Origin of the sequence: Sphingobium olei, assembly GCF_042678845.1 — a bacterium.
Classification (GTDB): Bacteria; Pseudomonadota; Alphaproteobacteria; order Sphingomonadales; family Sphingomonadaceae; genus Sphingobium; species Sphingobium olei.
On sequence record NZ_JBHTLS010000130.1, the window covers coordinates 130,804 to 146,928 of the forward strand.

Consider the following 16,125-nt stretch of genomic DNA (forward strand, 5'->3'; position numbering starts at 1 on the left):
CGCGCGCGGGTTTTCACCCCGCGCTCAGCCCATGTTTCTTCATGCAGTGGCGCAGTTGGTCGTAGGTGAGGCCCAGCCCCTTGGCCGTCGCGCGCTGGTTGTAGCGGAACCGCTCCAGCGCGGTGCGGATGATCGCCGCTTCATGCGCGTCCACCGCGGCGCGCAGGTCGCTGATCTCCTCGAACGCCGCTGCCGGACTTGAGGCCGAGGCGGGGGAGGCGGAAGAGGCGGCCGTATCGTCCGCCTTGGGCATCAGTGGTCGGGGCTTCCAAGGTGATGCAAAGGGGTCGAAGGTGATACGGCTGATCGGCTTGCCCGGCTCGTCCCAGCGATAGACGGCGCGCTCCACCACGTTGCGCAGTTCGCGCACATTGCCCGGCCAGCCATGTCCCTCCAGCTCGGCCGCGCAGGCCGCGCTGAACCCCGGCCATTGGGGCCAGTTGAGTTCGGCCGCCATGCGCCGCCCGAAATGATCCGCCAGCACCGTCACGTCGCCTTCCCGCGCGCGCAACGGCGGCAGCGTAATGACCTCGAAGCTGAGGCGATCAAGCAGGTCGGGACGAAAGCGCCCGGCATCGGCAGCGGCCGGCAGATCCTCATTGGTCGCCGCCACGATCCGCACGTCCACCATGATCGGCCGCGATGCGCCGATCCGCGTCACCTCGCCATATTCGATCACGCGCAACAGCCGTTCCTGCGCCGCCATCGACAAAGTGCCAAGCTCGTCAAGGAATAGCGTGCCGCCGTCCGCTTCTTCGAAACGTCCCGGCCGCGCCTTGGTCGCACCGGTGAACGCCCCCTGCTCATGGCCGAACAGCTCGGCTTCTATCAGGGTTTCGGGCAGAGCGGCGCAGTTCATGACGATCAGCGGCTCGCCCCAGCGGGGAGAAAGGCGATGGAGGCGCTCGGCGATCAGCTCCTTGCCCGTGCCGCGCTCGCCGATGACCAGCACCGGGCGGTTGAGTTCTGCCGCACGCCCCGCCTGCTCGACCGCATCGAGGAAGGCGAAGCTCTGGCCGACAAACTGCGTATTTTTCTCCATCCGCCAACTTATGGTGAAATGTCCCACTCCTTGGCAAGGGACATATTGGCACGACCATCCTGAAGCGGCCGAAAATCGGCGGATATCTGCGCCTTTCCACGATTTGGCACGCCCTCTGCAAAGCTTTGGGCAATCCGCAAAGACATGCGGAACCACATGAAGGCCAAGGTTCAGGGAGCAAGACAATGGAAAAGACCACCAACAGCGTTCGCGAGATCGGCCAGCTGATGTCGGTCGCCGTCGCCGCCGTACTGTTCGGATCGACCATGATCCTTTCAGCCGTCGGACCGGCCCGCGCCAGCGAATCCATCGCGCTCGCAAGCCACGACATGGCCGCCCCTTCGCGCTATCTTGCCTAAGGACGCGGTTCGAACAGACACGACCAGGAGTGACGTTAAAATGGGCATTTTTTCCCGCACCCGCGACATCATCGCCGCCAACGTGACCGACTTGCTGGACAAGGCGGAAGACCCGGCGAAGATGATCCGCATGATCATCCTTGAAATGGAGGAGACGCTGGTCGAGGTGCGCGCGTCCGCCGCCCGCACCATTGCCGACCAGAAGGAGATGCGCCGCCACATCGCGAAGCTGACCGCGCTGCAGGACAGCTGGACGGAAAAGGCGCAGCTGGCGCTCAGCAAGGATCGCGACGATCTTGCCAAGGCGGCACTGGTCGAAAAGCAGAAGGCGGCCGACATGGCCGAGCAACTGGGCCATGAGATCGAAACGCTGGACGAGGCGCTGGCCGCGTCGGAAGCCGACATCGCCAAGCTGCAGGCCAAGCTGCGCGAGGCGCGCGCCCGGCAGAACAGCATCGTCACCCGGATGCAGAGCGCCGAGAACCGCCTGCGCGTGCGGGAAGCCTATGCCGGCGAGAAGGTCAACGAAGCCTTCGCCCGTTTCGACATGCTTGAACGCCGCGCCGACCTCGCTGAAGGGCGGGCCGATGCCATGAACCTGGGTCAGCAGCCCAAGACGCTGGAGGAGGAGATCGCCGAACTGCGCGCATCCGACAAGGTCGATGCCGAACTGGCGGCGCTCAAGGCCAGCATGAACAAGGGGGCCTGATCCATGGAGGACGTGTTCCTGCCCGTCGTCATCTGCGGCATGCTGTTCATCGGCATGCCCTGGCTGATCTTCCACTATGTTACCAAGTGGAAACAGGCGCCCAAGATCACCGACGAGGATGAGAAGCTGCTGGACGAGCTCCACCTTCTCGCCCGGCGGCTGGAAGAAAGGCTGCAGACGGTCGAACGGATCGTCGCCGCCGACAATCCCGATTTCCGCCCCACGCGTCCGCAGGAGACGGACGAATATAGCTTCGACCGGAGGAACTGACATGAGCGCCCGCCGCACCAAATTCTACCTCGACAAGGCTAATGGCAAGTTCATGGGCGTGTGCTCCGGCATCGCCGACTATACCGGGATCGACGTGGTCTGGGTCCGGGTCGCCATGTTCCTGTCCTTCTTCATCATCGGTTGGACGCTGCTCGCTTACTTCGCCATCGGCGTCATCGCGGACAACAAGCCATCCGGCCTCTATGCCGACAGGGACGACCAGAAATTCTGGCAGGGCGTGCGCGCCAACCCGGCGCGCTCCACCCGCGATGTCCGCGCCAAGTTCCGCGACATAGACCGTCGTCTGGCCGACATCGAAATCTATTACACCAGCCGCAACACGCGCCTGGCGGACGAAATAGACAGCCTGCGCTGATCGCCGGCCATCGACAGGGAGAATGAACATGCAATGGTCCTGGCTTCTTCCCGTGCTCATCTGCGCATCGGTGGCCCTCGGTTCGGTGCTCAACACCTGGATCAAAGCGAAGCACGGCTATCCGGTGACGGACGACAACGGAAACACCGTTCATCGAACCGATCCCGACGCCGGTCGAAAAATCGACCTTTTATCAAGCGAAAACGAAAAGCTGACTGGCCGTATCAGTCGCCTTGAGGAACGCATCGCGGTGCTGGAAAGGATCGCCACCGATCCCGCCCTCCGCACCGCCCGCGAAATCGACGCGCTGCGCTGAGCCGGTCGCGCAAGGGGAAACTCATGAACAAGGTTGATATCGCAGACACGGTTATCATCCCGAACCTGCCGTGGATCATCGGCGGAGGGCTGTTGATCGGAGCGATGGCAGTGGCGGGATGGATTTTCACCACCTGGCTCCGCGTGCGCCACTGTTATCCGCTGGAAAACAGCTGGGGCAAGGCGGTCTATCCGCAAAAGAACGAGGAAATGGTCGAGCGGATCAAGCTGCTCAGCCAGGAAAACGCCCAGCTGCGTGCCGAGGTCGGATCAATGAAGGACCGTCTTGCCGTGGTGGAGCGTATCGTCACGGACGACAGCCACCAGCTCAATCGCGAAATCGAAAGGCTGCGCGGCCCGGCCAACTGACTTGGCGGCCAGCGTGCCGAAGGGAGACGAACGATATGAATCCGTTTGAAATGGTGGTCGCCATCATCGCGATCGTCGGTATCGTACAGGTCGTGAAGGCCAAGATGGGCGTCGTGCGCCGCGACAAGGGTGAGGATTTCATCCATCGCGGCCCGGACCCGGAGGCCGAACGGCTCCGCGCCGAGGTCAAGGCGCTCAAGGACCGGGTGGCCGTGCTCGAACGGCTCGCCACTGACAGCAACACTGCGCTGGAACGCGAATTCGAAAGGCTTCGGAACGGCGATTGAAGGACGCCATTCGGGCTGGGAGGCATTTATGCAGGACCCTTATATCTATCTGATCCTGGCGACGACCAGCCTTGCCGGCATCGCCATCATCGCCGTCGCGGCCTTGCGGGGCTGGAACGGCTGGCTTGACCTCAAGCGGGCGGAACTGCTCCGTCACGGGCAGGGCGATGTCGGCGCGCCGCCATCGGCCGCCGCCCGCATCGAGGTTGCGGACCTCAAGGAACGCATTCGCAAGCTCGAAGCGATCGCGGCCGGGGTGGACCTTTAAGGCAGGAGCGGGCGCGGCCCGCAGGGTCGCGCCCGTCACCGGGTGTCAGCCCCGCAGGCTGGCTCCCAGCTTCTGCGCCGCTTTCACCACGGCGGCGCTGATCGCCTCCAGCTCTTCCTGGGCGAAGCTCTTTTCCCCCGGCTGCAGCGTCACTTCGACAGCCAGCGATTTGTAGCCTTCCTCGACGCCTGGCCCCACGAACAAGTCGAAGAGTCGGGCATCCACGATCGCCTTCTTGTCGGCACCGCGCACCGCGCGGACCAGCGCATCGGCCTCGACATCGGCCGGGACCAGGAAAGCGAAGTCGCGCTTCACGGCCTGAAGGGCCGGCGGCGCGTAAGGCGGGCGCATGAAGCCGCTCTTCCGCTTGGCCGGAATGGCATCGAGGAAGATTTCGCCGGCAACTACCGTGCCGGTCAGGTCGAAGGCCTTGGCGAGATTGGGATGCAGCACGCCATATTCGGCAAGCACGACCTTCGGGCCAAGCCGGAGCGTGCCCGACTGACCTGGATGATAGGCAGCTGACGCCTCCCAAAAATTCTGCAGGTTCGCGACTGGCGCGCCGGCGCCCGCCAGCAGCGCAAGCACTTCGGCCTTCGCGTCGAACGCGTCAAACGGCTGCGCCTTGCCGGATCGCCAGCCACGCGGCACCTTTTCCCCTGCCAGCACGAAGCCGACCGTAGCCCGCTCACCCTGCGCGAAATAGCGGCGGCCTAGCTCGAATAGGCGGACGGACGCCGCGCCGCGATCCATGTTGCGCGCCGCAGCGGACAGCAGGCCCGGCAGCAGCGATGGACGCATCACCTTCAGTTCTTCCGAGATCGGATTGGCCAGCATCCAGTGGCCGCCACCAACGCTCGCGGCTTCCTTTTCCGAGATGAAGGACCAGTTGATCGCTTCGGCAAGCCCGCGCGCCGCAGCCGTCCGCCGCACCCGGCGCTCGACCAGCTGCTCGGCCGTGGCGGTGGGGCGGGCGACGCCGGGTAGGCGAGGCAGGGGCGTGGAGGGCACCTGGTCCAGCCCCACGATCCGCACCACTTCCTCGACGATGTCCGGCCAGCCGTCGACATCGCGTCGCCAGCTGGGGACGGTCACCTGCCATCGCGCCGGCGTATTCACCGGCATCCCGTCTTGATATTCGACCGAGGACGTCTCTATTGCGATGCCAAAGCCTAGCTGCTCCAGAATATGCTGCTGCTCATAGGCCGGCACGTCTACGCCCGCCAGCGTCAGGCAGCGCTCGGGCGCATAGTCCACCACCTTGGCGGTGACCGGCGCCGCACCCGCGCGGGTCGCTTCGCTGGGGGTGCCGCCGCACAGATGGGTGACGAGGAAGGTGGCGATGGAAAGGCCATCGTCCAGGAAAGCCGGATCGACCCCGCGCTCGAACCGCCCGCGCGCGTCGGAGGTGAGGCCGAGCTTCTGGCCCGTTACCGCGATCCGCTCAGGCGTGAAATAGGCGCATTCGATCAGCACGTCGGTCGTGCCGTCCTGCGCGCCCGAATGCTCGCCGCCCATGATGCCGCCGATGTCGTGCACCGCTTCGTCGTCAGCGATGACGGTCATCGTCTCGTCGACCGTATAGGTCTTGCCGTTGAGCGCCAGCACCTGCTCGCCCGCGCGCCCCTTTCGGGCCACAAGACCGCCCTGGAGCGTGGCAAGGTCGTAGACATGGAGCGGCCGGCCGAGATCGATCATGATATAGTTGGTGATGTCCACCAGCGCGCTGATCGGCTTCTGCCCGATGGCTTTCAGCTGCTTCGCCATCCAGTCGGGCGATGCGCCATTCCTCACGCCTCGCACCACGCGGGCATAGAAAGCCGGGCAGCCGTCCGTATCCTCGATCCGCACGTCCGGGCCTGGGCCTTCGCCCACGATCTCGGGCACGATGATGTCGTTCAGCGTGCCGAGGCCCGCCGCCGCCAGATCGCGCGCGATGCCGCGCACACCCATGCAGTCCTGCCGGTTGGGCGTTACCGACACGTCGATCACCGGATCGTCCAGGCCCGCCCACTGCGCATAGACCTGTCCAACCGGAGCCTCTGCGGCAAGTTCGATGATCCCGTCATGATCCTCGCCCAGCTCCAGTTCGCGGTAGCTGCACATCATGCCGTTGGACTCGACGCCCCGGATCGCCGTCTTCTTGAGCACCATGCCGTTCACCGGCACCACCGCGCCCTCGACCCCGAACACCCCGACCAGGCCGGCGCGCGCGTTGGGGGCGCCGCACACGACCTGAAGCGGCGTCCCGTCGCCATGATCGACGGTCAGCACCTGGAGCTTGTCCGCCTGCGGATGACGCTCGGCGGTCAGCACCTTGGCGATCTTGAACGCGCCCAGCTTCTCGGCCGGGTTTTCGACGCCCTCGACCTCAAGCCCGATGGCGTTCAGCGTCTTGAGGATCGTCGGCAGCTCCGCATCGGTAACGAGATGCGTCTTGAGCCAGCTCAGCGTGAACTTCATGCGCCCACTCCTCCGCTCAGCGTCGGCACGTCCAGCGCCGAGAAGCCATAATGGCGCAGCCACCGCAGGTCGCCATCGAAGAAAGCGCGCAAGTCGTTCATCCCATATTTGAGCATGGCGAGCCGATCGACGCCGGTGCCGAATGCGAAGCCCTGCCATTCGTCGGGGTCAAGGCCGCATGCCTCGATCACGCGGCGGTTGACCATGCCGCTGCCCAGCACTTCCAGCCAGCCGCCGTCCGGTGCATCGCCGTCGCCGCCGATCACCCGCTGCCCGTTCGCCAGCGTGTAGCCGACATCGACCTCGACCGACGGCTCGGTGAAGGGGAAATAGCTCGGCCGAAGCCGCAGGACGATGTCCTCGCGCTCGAAAAAGGCTTTGAGGAAGGTTTCCAGCGTCCATTTCAGGTGACCGAGCGTGATGCCCTTGTCGATCACCAGCCCCTCGATCTGGTGGAACATCGGCGTATGCGTGGCATCGCTGTCGCTGCGATAGACGCGACCGGGCGCGATAATGCGGATCGGCGGGGGCGTGCTCATCATCGTGCGGATCTGCACCGGCGACGTATGGGTCCGAAGCAGCATCTTTTTCCCGTCGTCTCCATCGGGGAAATAGAAAGTGTCGTGCATCGCGCGCGCCGGATGCGTCTCGGGAATGTTGAGCGCGGTGAAATTATGCCAATCGTCCTCGATCTCCGGTCCGGTGGCGACGGAGAAGCCGAGGTCCGCGAAGATTTCCGCCAGTTCGTCCATCACCTGGCTGACCGGATGGACGCTCCCCTGCGGCGCAGGATCAGCGGGCAGGGTCATATCGACCCTTTCCGAAGCAAGCCGCGCGTCGAGCGCCGCCTGTTCCAGCATCGCCTTCTTCTGCACCAGCGCGGCCGTCACGCTCTCGCGCAGATCCTGAATCGGCGGTCCTTTTTCCAGCCGCTCATCGGGCGACATGGGCCCCAGCGTTTTGAGGAGGCCGGTGACCACCCCGCTCTTCCCCAGCGCGCCGACGCGCAGCGCCTCCAGTGCCTCCAACGTGTCGGCGGCGTGGATGTCGGCGATCAGGCCGGCTTTCAGTGCGCTAATTTCAGTCATCTATCTTCTCGAAGCCTATGATGGCGGACCCATGGCGCGCCTTAACGAGCCGGGCGACGCAAGGGAAGGGTCAGGCGCGTGCTCCCAGCAGCGCACCGCCAAAGCCGATGAACAGCAGACCCGTTCCCCGGTTGAACAGCTTCTGGCGGTTTGCCGGCTCCAGCCAGCGGGCGAGCCGCGCGCCGCCCAGCGCGTAGGCACCATACCAGAAGCTCTCGATCACCACGAAGCTGCCGATCAGGATGCCAAGCTGCAGCCAGAAGGGGCGATCGAGTACGATGAACTGCGGGAAGAGGGCGGCGGCGAAGATGATGAGCTTGGGGTTGGACAGGCCGGTCAGCAGGCCCGTTGCATAGAGCGCCCGGTCAGAGCGTACAGGCCGCATCGTCGCTTCACCCCCGACAGGCGCGCGCCAGGCCTTGACGCCCAGCCAGATCAGATAGGCAACACCCGCATAGCGCAGCACATCGAACAGGCGCGGCGACGCCTTGAGAAGCGCGCCCAGCCCCAGGGCCGACGCGACCAGACACAGTAGCACCGCACTCATCAGCCCCGCCATGGTAGCGAGCGCCTTGCGTGGGCCATGGGCGATGCTCTGGGTCATGACATGCAGCATGTTCGGTCCCGGCGTGGCCGAGATCAGGAAAACCGCCGTGACGTAAATCCACCAGAGATGCAGAGACATGGAACGGTCCTTTGAGGTCGCGGGCTCTAAGTACGACACCGTTCGCCCTGAGCCTGTCGAAGGGCAGTTCTTTCTTCAAGAAATGCAGGGCTTCGACAAGCTCAGCCCGAACGGGGAAGAAGAGAAACAAAAAGGGCGCCGAAGGCATCTGCCCCGGCGCCCCTTTGGACGATCTTGCGATCGTTCTAAGCTCAGGCCGCGGGCAGCGCAGCCTTCGCCTGGGCGATGATGGCGCTAAACGCCTCGCCTTCGTGCATCGCGATGTCGGCCAGAACCTTCCGGTCCAGATCCACGCCAGCCAGCTTCAGGCCGTGCATGAATTGCGAATAGGTGAGGCCTTCGGCGCGGACGCCGGCGTTGATACGCTGAATCCACAGACCACGGAAGGTCCGCTTCTTCACCTTGCGGTCGCGATAGGCGTACTGGCCGGCCTTTTCTACGGCCTGGCGCGCGATGCGGATGGTGTTCTTGCGACGGCCATAATAGCCCTTCGCCTGATCCAGAATCCGCTTATGCTTCGCCTTGGTGGTTACACCACGCTTGACACGTGCCATGGGTCAGGCCCTCCTTACTTCAGGCCGTACGGCGCCCAGAGGCGCACATGACCGGCATCGGCGTCCGACAGGACGGACGTGCCGCGGTTCTGACGGATATATTTCGCATTGTGGCTGATCAGGCGGTGACGCTTGCCAGCGACGCCGTGCTTGACCTTGCCAGTTGCGGTGAACTTGAAGCGCTTCTTCACACCGCTCTTGGTCTTCATCTTGGGCATTTTCGTCTCCTTTTTCAGCGCGACGATTACAGACGGCCACGGCAGCCCTAGTTAGCCGGGCAGTCCCACTGAATATCGCGAAGGGCGGCCCTTAGTGGCCTCGGCTCGAAAAGGCAAGCGATTCGGCGCCGTTCACGGATGATGATGGTCGTGGCCAGCGGCGTGCAGCGCTTCGAGCACATCCTCCAGCCGCGCCGGATCGCCGAGCGCCAGCACATGCCCCTCGCTCTGCGCGTTAAGCGGCTCGCCATTCCAGTCGCACATCAGGCCGCCCGCGCCTTCGATCACCGGCACGAGCGCAGCGAAATCATAGCTTTGAAGACCCGATTCTATCACGATGTCCAGGAAGCCCGACGCCAGAAGCCCATAATTGTAGCAATCTCCCCCATAGACCGGACCCTGGCGCGGCGATCCGCCCGATACCGCTGCGACCAGCGCCATATAATGCGGCACGTCCCCCTCCGCGAACAGGTGTGGGCTCGTAGTGGCGATGCCCGCGCCCTCAATCGTCGGGCAGGCGCGGGTGCGCACCGGCTTGCCGTTGAAGGTCGTAGGCTGACCGCTCATCCCGGCCCAGCGTTCGGCTGCGATCGGCTGGTCGATGATGCCGATCGTTGGCCAGCCCGCTTGCGTCAGCGCGATCAGCGTGCCGAAGATCGGCCGTCCGGCGATGAAGCTGCGCGTCCCGTCGATCGGGTCCAATATCCAGACCCGCTCGGCGTCGGTGCGCACCGATCCATATTCCTCGCCGATGATGCCGTCGTGCGGCCGTTCCTTTTCCAGGATGGCACGGATCGCTGCCTCGGCGGCGCGGTCGGCCTCGGTCACCGGCGATTTGTCCGCCTTCACCTCCACGTCATAGCGTGCCCGGAAGAAGGGACGGATCGCCGCGCCGGCGGCATCGGCAAGGCGGTTGGCGAGGGCCAGATCGTCGCGCGTGGTCATCGCACCGCCCTAGCGGATCGGTTAAGCCTTCCGCAACCCGACCGTTCTAGCCTGCATCGGGAAAGGGGCGGGTATGGCGTTGATCGGTTGGATATTGAGTTTCGCGGCGCTCTTCGGCGGCCTCGCGCTGCGGCAGGATTTGCCCGTTGGGGGATCGGTGGCGCTATCCAATCTGCTGATCGGCCTTTCCGTCCTCGCCTGCCCGATGCTGTGGCAGGAAAAGCCCATGGGGGTTTCGCGCGGTCAACGGATCGTCGCCGGCCTTGCGCTGATCCTTGCCCTGCCGCTTATCCTGCTTCCTACTGCCTGACGTCAGCCGAACAGGCTGGAGACTGACAAAGTTCAGCCGGACGATCCCCCGGATCATCCGCCAGCCCGTTCTCCTTTTAGTCGAACAGGCTGGAGACTGAACTTTCGTCCGCGATGCGCTTGATGGCTTCGCCCAGCAGGGGGGCGATGGGCAGGTGGCGGATGCGCTGCGCATTGTTCACGGCGTCGGTGCCCTGGATCGAGTCGGTAATGACCAGTTCCAGCAGTTCCGATGCGTCCACCCGGGCGACCGCGCCGCCCGACAAGACGCCATGGCTGACATAGGCGATCACATCCTCGGCCCCGGCAGCCTTGAGCGCGCTCGCCGCGTTGCACAGCGTACCGGCGGAATCGACGATATCGTCGATCAGGATGCAGAAGCGCCCCTTCACGTCGCCGATGATGTTCATGACTTCCGATTCGCCCGCTCGTTCGCGGCGTTTATCGACGATCGCGAGCGGCGCATTGTCCAGGCGCTTGGCCAGTGCCCGGGCACGCACCACGCCGCCGACGTCCGGCGACACGACCATGATGTTGCGGTCGCCGAAACGCGCCTGGATGTCGGCCGACATCACCGGCGCACCGAACAGATTGTCCGTGGGAATGTCGAAGAAGCCCTGGATCTGTCCGGCATGCAGATCGACCGAAAGCACACGGTCCGCGCCTGCCGTGGTGATGAGGTTCGCCACCAGTTTCGCGCTGATCGGCGTGCGGGGGCCGGGCTTCCGGTCCTGCCGGGCATAGCCGAAATAGGGGACGACCGCCGTGATTCGCTTGGCCGATGCGCGTTTCAGCGCATCGATCATGATCAGCAGTTCCATGAGGTTGTCGTTGGTCGGATAGGCCGTCGACTGGATCACGAACACGTCTTCGCCGCGGACATTCTCATGGATTTCCACGAAAACTTCCTCGTCGGCGAAGCGGCGGACGCTGGCGTCGGTCAGGGGGATTTCGATATAGTCGGCGATCGCCGCAGCAAGCGGCTTGTTGGAATTGCCGGTCATGAGTTTCATGGCGAAAAACCCCGTGACGAATGGATGACAGTGCGCGAGACGCGGCCCCTTTAGCGGCGCTTGGGAGCGCTGGAAAGGCGTTTTGCGCCCGCCTTCAAAATGGACTAGGGGGCCGGCATGACCGACAAACTCGTGATCGCGCTGGCGCAGATGACCCAATCCGTGGGCGACCTTGCCGCCAATGCCGATGCCATGCTGGACTGGCGCGCACGGGCGAGCGGCGCGGACCTTATCGTCTTTCCCGAGCTCCAGCTGATCGGTTATCCGCCTGAGGATCTGGTGCTGAAACCCGCGCTAGTGGATCGCGCCAACCGGGAACTGGATCGCTTGGCACAGGCCACGGCGGACGGCGGCCCGGCCATGCTGGTGGGAACGGTCGTGGCGTCGCAGGGTGTCCTCTTCAACGTCGTCGCCCTGCTGGAAGGCGGCGCGGTCACCGCCATCCGGCAGAAGCGCGAATTGCCCAATTATGGGACATTCGATGAAAAGCGCCTGTTCGCGCCCGGCCCACTGCCCGAGCCGATCGACTTTCGCGGCGTCAGGATCGGCGTACCCATTTGCGAGGATATCTGGTTTCCGTTCGTCACCGCGCATCTTAAGGCGCAGGGCGCGGAACTGCTCATCAGCCCCAACGGCAGCCCGTTCGAAATCGACAAGGACGACCGCCGGCTGAATGCGGTGGCCGGCACCCGCGTCCGCGAGACCGGTCTGCCGCTGGTTTATCTGAACCGGGTTGGCGGGCAGGACGAACTGGTCTTTGATGGCGCGTCCTTCGTGATGAACGGCGATCTGTCGATTGCGCATCAGATGCCCGACTGGGAAGAGACGCTCACCCTCACGCATTGGGAGAAGCAGGGGGGGCGCTGGACCTGCCTCCCGGGCGAACGCCACGCGCTCGATGAACGGCCCGACGACATCTATAATGCGATGCTGCTCGGCCTGCGTGATTATGTCGACCGCAACCGCTTCCCCGGCGTGGTGCTCGGCCTGTCGGGCGGGATCGATTCCGCGCTCTCCGCCGCTGTGGCAGTCGATGCGCTGGGAGCCGACCGGGTCTGGTGCGTGATGATGCCATCGCGCTTCACCGGCCAGGACAGCCTGGACGATGCAGTGGAATGCGCGCGCTTGCTCGGCGTTCGCTATGACAGCATTGCGATCGAACCGGCGGTGGGCGCGTTCGATGCCATGCTTCGCCCCGCATTCGATGGCCGCCAACGAGACCTTGCCGAGGAGAATATCCAGTCGCGCATCCGGGGCTTGACCCTGATGGCGCTGTCCAACAAGTTCGGGCACATGCTGCTCACCACCGGCAACAAGAGCGAGATGTCGGTCGGCTACGCCACCATCTATGGCGATATGGCGGGCGGCTATTCGGTGTTGAAGGACGCCTACAAGACGACCGTTTTCGATTTGGCTCGCTGGCGCAACGTCAACGTCTCGTCGCTGGGCCTCGGACCGAAGGGGCCGGTGATGCCGGACCGTGTCATCACCAAGCCGCCCAGCGCCGAACTGCGCGACAATCAGCGCGACGACGACAGCCTGCCGCCCTATGAAGTGCTGGACCCGATCCTCTATGGCCTGGTCGAGGAGGAATTGTCCGTCGAGCAGCTCGTTGCGCGCGGTTTCGATCGTGATACCGTCGCCCGGATCGAGCGGCTGCTTTACGTCGCCGAATATAAGCGCCGCCAGTCGCCGCCGGGCGTGAAGCTTGGCATCCGCAATTTCGGCCGCGACCGCCGCTATCCCATAACTAACGCGTTCCGTACCCTATGACCGTCACCACCCGCTTCGCCCCGTCGCCCACCGGACATCTCCATGTCGGCAACATCCGGGCCGCACTCCATAACTGGCTATGGGCGCGCAAGTCCGGCGGGCGGTTCCTGCTGCGCCTCGACGATACGGACCTTGAGCGGTCCAGCGTCGCATATGCGGACTCGATCAAGGGCGATCTCGCCTGGCTCGGTCTGCATTGGGACGGGGAGGAAAAACAGTCGGACCGTTTCGCCCTGTATGAGGCGCAATTCGCGGCGCTCAAGGCGACGGGCCGCGTCTATCCTGCCTATGAAACGGCGCAGGAGTTGGACCTGCGCCGCAAGATATTGCTGGGGCGCGGCTTGCCGCCGGTCTATGATCGCGCCGCTCTTTCGCTGACCGCCGACCAGATCGCTGCCTATGAGGCGGAAGGCCGCTCGCCGCACTGGCGCTTCCGGCTGGATCATGATCGGCCCATCGTCTGGACCGACCTGATCCGGGGCGAGCAGCGCTTCGACCCCCGGTTGCTGTCCGATCCGGTCGTCCGCCGCAGCGATGGCAGCTGGCTCTACCTTCTTCCCTCGGTGATCGATGATATCGACATGGGGATCAGCCACGTCCTGCGGGGGGAGGACCATGTGTCCAACACCGCGACGCAAATCCAGATGTTCGAGGCGCTGGGCGCGCCCGTTCCGTCCTTCGCGCATGAAGCGCTGCTGACTGGGGCAGAAGGGAAATTGTCGAAGCGTCTGGGTTCTCTCGGCGTCGCGCATTTTCGCGAGGCCGGGTTGGAGCCGATGGCGATCGCCTCGTTGCTCGCCCGTCTCGGCAGTTCGCAGCCGATCGAACCGTTTGCGGACATGACGCCGCTGGTCGAAAGCTTCGACTTCGCCCATTTCGGACGCGCACCCGCCCGCTTCGACGAGGGCGAACTGGCCGCGCTCAATCAGAAGATCGTGCATCTCCTGCCCTATGAAGCTGTGGCGGACCGGTTGCCCGAAGGCATGGACGAAGCCGCGTGGAATGCGATCCGGCCCAATCTGCAGACCGTGGCGGGTGCCGCCGACTGGTGGCGCATCGTCACCGGCCCGATCGACGCGCCACAGCTCGATCCTGAGGACCGCGACTTTCTGAACGCCGCGCGCGACATTCTGGCGGAGGCGACATTCGACGCCGATGTCTGGCGCTCTCTAACCATCACTCTCAAGGACAGCACGGGTCGAAAAGGGAAAGCCTTGTTCCTGCCGCTGCGCCGCGCGCTGACGGGTCTCGACCACGGTCCGGACATGGCGCAGCTCCTGCCGCTCATCGGGAAGGCGGAAGCGATCCGGCGACTTTCGGTCTAGGCGATAGCCGCCAACGCGCGGCCCACCGCCGCTATCCCCTCGGGCGCGGCGGCGAAGCCCATATGGGTACAGTCGACTTCGATCGCCTTGTCCCGTTCGCCGGCACGGCCGCGCGCGCATTCGGGCAGGATCACGCCGTCGCGCCGCGACCAGAGCGCCACCGTCGGCACGGGCGGCTTTTCCTCGCGTGTGCAAGGGAAGGGCGGACGATCGACGGGAAAACCGGACACGAGCTGATACAGCCGCCAGGCGTGGTTGGCGCGCGGATCGCCGGAGAAGGGCGTACCCATGGTGACGACGCCGGCAACCTTGTGCGGCGCGAATTTGGCATATTCCCGCGCATAAAGGCCGCCCAGGCTCCATCCCACCAGCGTAACCGGCCCGTCCTGCTCGCGGCGGATGGCATCCACGCGTGCGTCGATTCTGGACAGGCTGTCGGGTCGGGGACCGAAATTACGGCCCATGCCCCAGTCATGAGCGCTATAGTCCCCAGCGCTCAGGATTTGGCGCAGCCATCCCATCCGCTGTTCGGATGCCATCAACCCTGGAATCAGCAGCACGGATCGCCCGTCGCCGCGCATCTGCGACGCCAACTGCTCCGCCTGCGCACGCGTGCGCGCTAGGTCGAACGGCACCGACAGATTGCCCAGCAGCTGCTGCAGCGGCGGCAGGGTCGCTGCGCGCGGCCCGGGCGCGAGGCGATCCTTCCAGAAACTGCTGACGGCTTGGGCGTAAGGTGGCACGACGATGAAGTTCCCAGAGCCCGCGACGGGCAAAGATGACATTGTCGTGACAAACGAACCGGTCGTCCACCGGTTTCAACATATTCGCTAAACAGTTCGTCGTTTGTGACAGCGGACAGTTCAGGGTGCCAGTGGCGACGTCTGGCCGACGGCGGCCCCTGCAGTCCCGCGCAGCTGACGCGGCTCCAATATCGCTGCCGTTTCGATCAGGTCCAGCGCGCGCCGTGCCTCCATGTAACGCCGCGCCGCCTGTATCCAGCGGTCCGCGGCTGTCCGTCCGGGCATGTGCTCGACCTCGGTCAGGGCGGCATTCACGCGGCCGGCATCGATGTAACGCAAGGCGCGGTCCATGGCGATCTCAGGCCGGGGCGATGGCGTGCTTTCCTTGCGGATGGATACCAGCTGGCGCGCCTCATGTTCCAGCGCCGTCCACCAATCCGCAGTCCCCGGACTCTTCGTGACCTCGTCGGCGATCTGGTTGAGGCCGGCACGCAGATCGACCAACGTGATCGGGTCGCGGGCCGCGTTGATGACGGCGGCGACTGCACGCGGCTGCGCCTGGCCGAAGCGCAAGCGCAACTGGCCTTCGACATAGCCGAGCGGCGCGCCGCTATCGAGCGCTCGCCGCGCGGCAAAGGCCACCAGCAGGCCCTCGGCGCGCGCGGCGTTGCCGGATGCAGCCTGCGCCTCCACCGTGATGCGGCTCAGCCGTTCTTCCAGCTGCACGACGCGTCCGTCCAGCATTTGCGCGGCCTCGGGAGTCAAGGGACGCGCGGCGGACGCCGAATATGCTGTCGGCGCAGGGACGGCCTGCGGCGGCGCAGTCATCGGCTCCCCTCCCCATCGGCGCTGGATGTGCGGCCAGGCCCAGACGGTCAGTGCGACGCCCAATGCGAAGGCCAGCAGCAGCAGGATCAACACCGGCAAGAGATTTCGCCGTGGTGCGGGCGGGGGCATCGCGCCGACGCCTGCAGCCCCATCCTCCTCGCTCATGCCGACCCTTTCGCCTGTCAT

At 64.8% G+C, this 16,125-nt stretch carries 21 protein-coding genes; 11 read left to right on the plus strand and 10 right to left on the minus strand.

What is annotated here, in order from left to right; translation table 11 throughout:
- Positions 1–13 precede the first annotated feature (13 nt).
- The gene (gene pspF, locus ACFQ24_RS14855; RefSeq protein ID WP_380912554.1) at positions 14–1,042 is read right to left on the minus strand and encodes a phage shock protein operon transcriptional activator; all 1,029 of its coding nucleotides are present in this window, start codon (positions 1,040–1,042) and stop codon (positions 14–16) included.
- 185 nt (positions 1,043–1,227) lie between these two features.
- Here pspF and ACFQ24_RS14860 point away from each other — a divergent pair, with 185 nt between their 5' ends.
- The 8 genes from ACFQ24_RS14860 (at position 1,228) to ACFQ24_RS14895 (ending at position 3,995) form a co-directional block, all read left to right on the plus strand.
- Complete coding sequence (locus tag ACFQ24_RS14860; RefSeq protein WP_380912556.1) at positions 1,228–1,401, plus strand: hypothetical protein; 174 nt, start codon at positions 1,228–1,230, stop codon at positions 1,399–1,401.
- A 40-nt stretch (positions 1,402–1,441) separates the two neighbouring features.
- On the plus strand, positions 1,442–2,110 hold the full coding sequence (gene pspA, locus ACFQ24_RS14865) for a phage shock protein PspA (protein WP_380912558.1): 669 nt from the start codon (positions 1,442–1,444) through the stop codon (positions 2,108–2,110).
- 3 nt (positions 2,111–2,113) lie between these two features.
- Positions 2,114–2,380 carry an envelope stress response membrane protein PspB gene (pspB, locus tag ACFQ24_RS14870; RefSeq protein WP_380912560.1) on the plus strand — a complete coding sequence of 89 codons (267 nt, stop codon included), beginning with the start codon at positions 2,114–2,116 and terminating at the stop codon, positions 2,378–2,380.
- A gap of 1 nt (position 2,381) precedes the next feature.
- Positions 2,382–2,756: an envelope stress response membrane protein PspC gene (gene pspC, locus ACFQ24_RS14875; protein ID WP_380912563.1), complete on the plus strand. Its 375-nt coding sequence runs from the start codon at positions 2,382–2,384 to the stop codon at positions 2,754–2,756.
- Positions 2,757–2,784: 28 nt separating this feature from the next.
- On the plus strand, positions 2,785–3,072 hold the full coding sequence (locus tag ACFQ24_RS14880) for a hypothetical protein (RefSeq protein WP_380912565.1): 288 nt from the start codon (positions 2,785–2,787) through the stop codon (positions 3,070–3,072).
- Between the two features lie 104 nt (positions 3,073–3,176).
- On the plus strand, positions 3,177–3,440 hold the full coding sequence (locus ACFQ24_RS14885; protein WP_380912634.1) for a hypothetical protein: 264 nt from the start codon (positions 3,177–3,179) through the stop codon (positions 3,438–3,440).
- Positions 3,441–3,475: 35 nt separating this feature from the next.
- Positions 3,476–3,727: a hypothetical protein gene (locus ACFQ24_RS14890; RefSeq protein ID WP_380912568.1), complete on the plus strand. Its 252-nt coding sequence runs from the start codon at positions 3,476–3,478 to the stop codon at positions 3,725–3,727.
- Positions 3,728–3,755: 28 nt separating this feature from the next.
- A complete protein-coding gene (locus ACFQ24_RS14895) occupies positions 3,756–3,995 on the plus strand; it encodes a hypothetical protein (RefSeq protein ID WP_380912569.1) in 240 nt (79 codons plus the stop codon).
- Between the two features lie 45 nt (positions 3,996–4,040).
- Here ACFQ24_RS14895 and pheT read toward each other — a convergent pair whose 3' ends face one another.
- The 6 genes from pheT to hisN form a co-directional block, all read right to left on the minus strand.
- Positions 4,041–6,458, minus strand: coding sequence for a phenylalanine--tRNA ligase subunit beta (gene pheT, locus ACFQ24_RS14900; RefSeq protein ID WP_380912572.1), 2,418 nt, complete (start codon positions 6,456–6,458; stop codon positions 4,041–4,043).
- Positions 6,455–7,546, minus strand: coding sequence for a phenylalanine--tRNA ligase subunit alpha (gene pheS, locus ACFQ24_RS14905; RefSeq protein WP_380912574.1), 1,092 nt, complete (start codon positions 7,544–7,546; stop codon positions 6,455–6,457). The genes pheT and pheS overlap by 4 nt, the downstream gene beginning before the upstream one ends.
- Before the next feature lie 70 nt (positions 7,547–7,616).
- Positions 7,617–8,231 carry a LysE family translocator gene (locus tag ACFQ24_RS14910; RefSeq protein ID WP_380912576.1) on the minus strand — a complete coding sequence of 205 codons (615 nt, stop codon included), beginning with the start codon at positions 8,229–8,231 and terminating at the stop codon, positions 7,617–7,619.
- 191 nt (positions 8,232–8,422) lie between these two features.
- Complete coding sequence (gene rplT, locus ACFQ24_RS14915) at positions 8,423–8,785, minus strand: 50S ribosomal protein L20 (protein WP_380912578.1); 363 nt, start codon at positions 8,783–8,785, stop codon at positions 8,423–8,425.
- Positions 8,786–8,799: 14 nt separating this feature from the next.
- Positions 8,800–9,003 carry a 50S ribosomal protein L35 gene (rpmI, locus tag ACFQ24_RS14920; RefSeq protein ID WP_066699836.1) on the minus strand — a complete coding sequence of 68 codons (204 nt, stop codon included), beginning with the start codon at positions 9,001–9,003 and terminating at the stop codon, positions 8,800–8,802.
- A gap of 132 nt (positions 9,004–9,135) precedes the next feature.
- Entirely contained in the window at positions 9,136–9,948 is an 813-nt protein-coding gene (gene hisN / locus ACFQ24_RS14925) for a histidinol-phosphatase (RefSeq protein ID WP_380912580.1), read from the minus strand.
- A gap of 73 nt (positions 9,949–10,021) precedes the next feature.
- Between hisN and ACFQ24_RS14930 the strand changes: the two genes are divergently transcribed.
- Positions 10,022–10,258 (plus strand): hypothetical protein, encoded by a 237-nt coding sequence (locus ACFQ24_RS14930; protein WP_380912582.1) that lies wholly within the window; start codon positions 10,022–10,024, stop codon positions 10,256–10,258.
- 76 nt (positions 10,259–10,334) lie between these two features.
- On the opposite strand, the gene ACFQ24_RS14935 is transcribed toward ACFQ24_RS14930, so the two are convergent.
- Positions 10,335–11,270, minus strand: coding sequence for a ribose-phosphate pyrophosphokinase (locus tag ACFQ24_RS14935; RefSeq protein WP_380912584.1), 936 nt, complete (start codon positions 11,268–11,270; stop codon positions 10,335–10,337).
- A 117-nt stretch (positions 11,271–11,387) separates the two neighbouring features.
- Here ACFQ24_RS14935 and ACFQ24_RS14940 point away from each other — a divergent pair, with 117 nt between their 5' ends.
- Both ACFQ24_RS14940 and gltX read left to right on the plus strand, forming a co-directional pair.
- On the plus strand, positions 11,388–13,043 hold the full coding sequence (locus ACFQ24_RS14940; RefSeq protein ID WP_380912586.1) for an NAD+ synthase: 1,656 nt from the start codon (positions 11,388–11,390) through the stop codon (positions 13,041–13,043).
- Positions 13,040–14,368: a glutamate--tRNA ligase gene (gene gltX / locus ACFQ24_RS14945; RefSeq protein ID WP_380912588.1), complete on the plus strand. Its 1,329-nt coding sequence runs from the start codon at positions 13,040–13,042 to the stop codon at positions 14,366–14,368. Before ACFQ24_RS14940 ends, gltX begins: the two co-directional genes overlap by 4 nt.
- Here gltX and ACFQ24_RS14950 read toward each other — a convergent pair.
- A complete protein-coding gene (locus ACFQ24_RS14950; protein ID WP_380912590.1) occupies positions 14,365–15,111 on the minus strand; it encodes an esterase/lipase family protein in 747 nt (248 codons plus the stop codon). The genes gltX and ACFQ24_RS14950 overlap by 4 nt on opposite strands.
- Positions 15,112–15,231: 120 nt before the next feature.
- Positions 15,232–16,125, minus strand: a complete 894-nt coding sequence (locus ACFQ24_RS14955) for a hypothetical protein (RefSeq protein WP_380912592.1) — start codon at positions 16,123–16,125, stop codon at positions 15,232–15,234.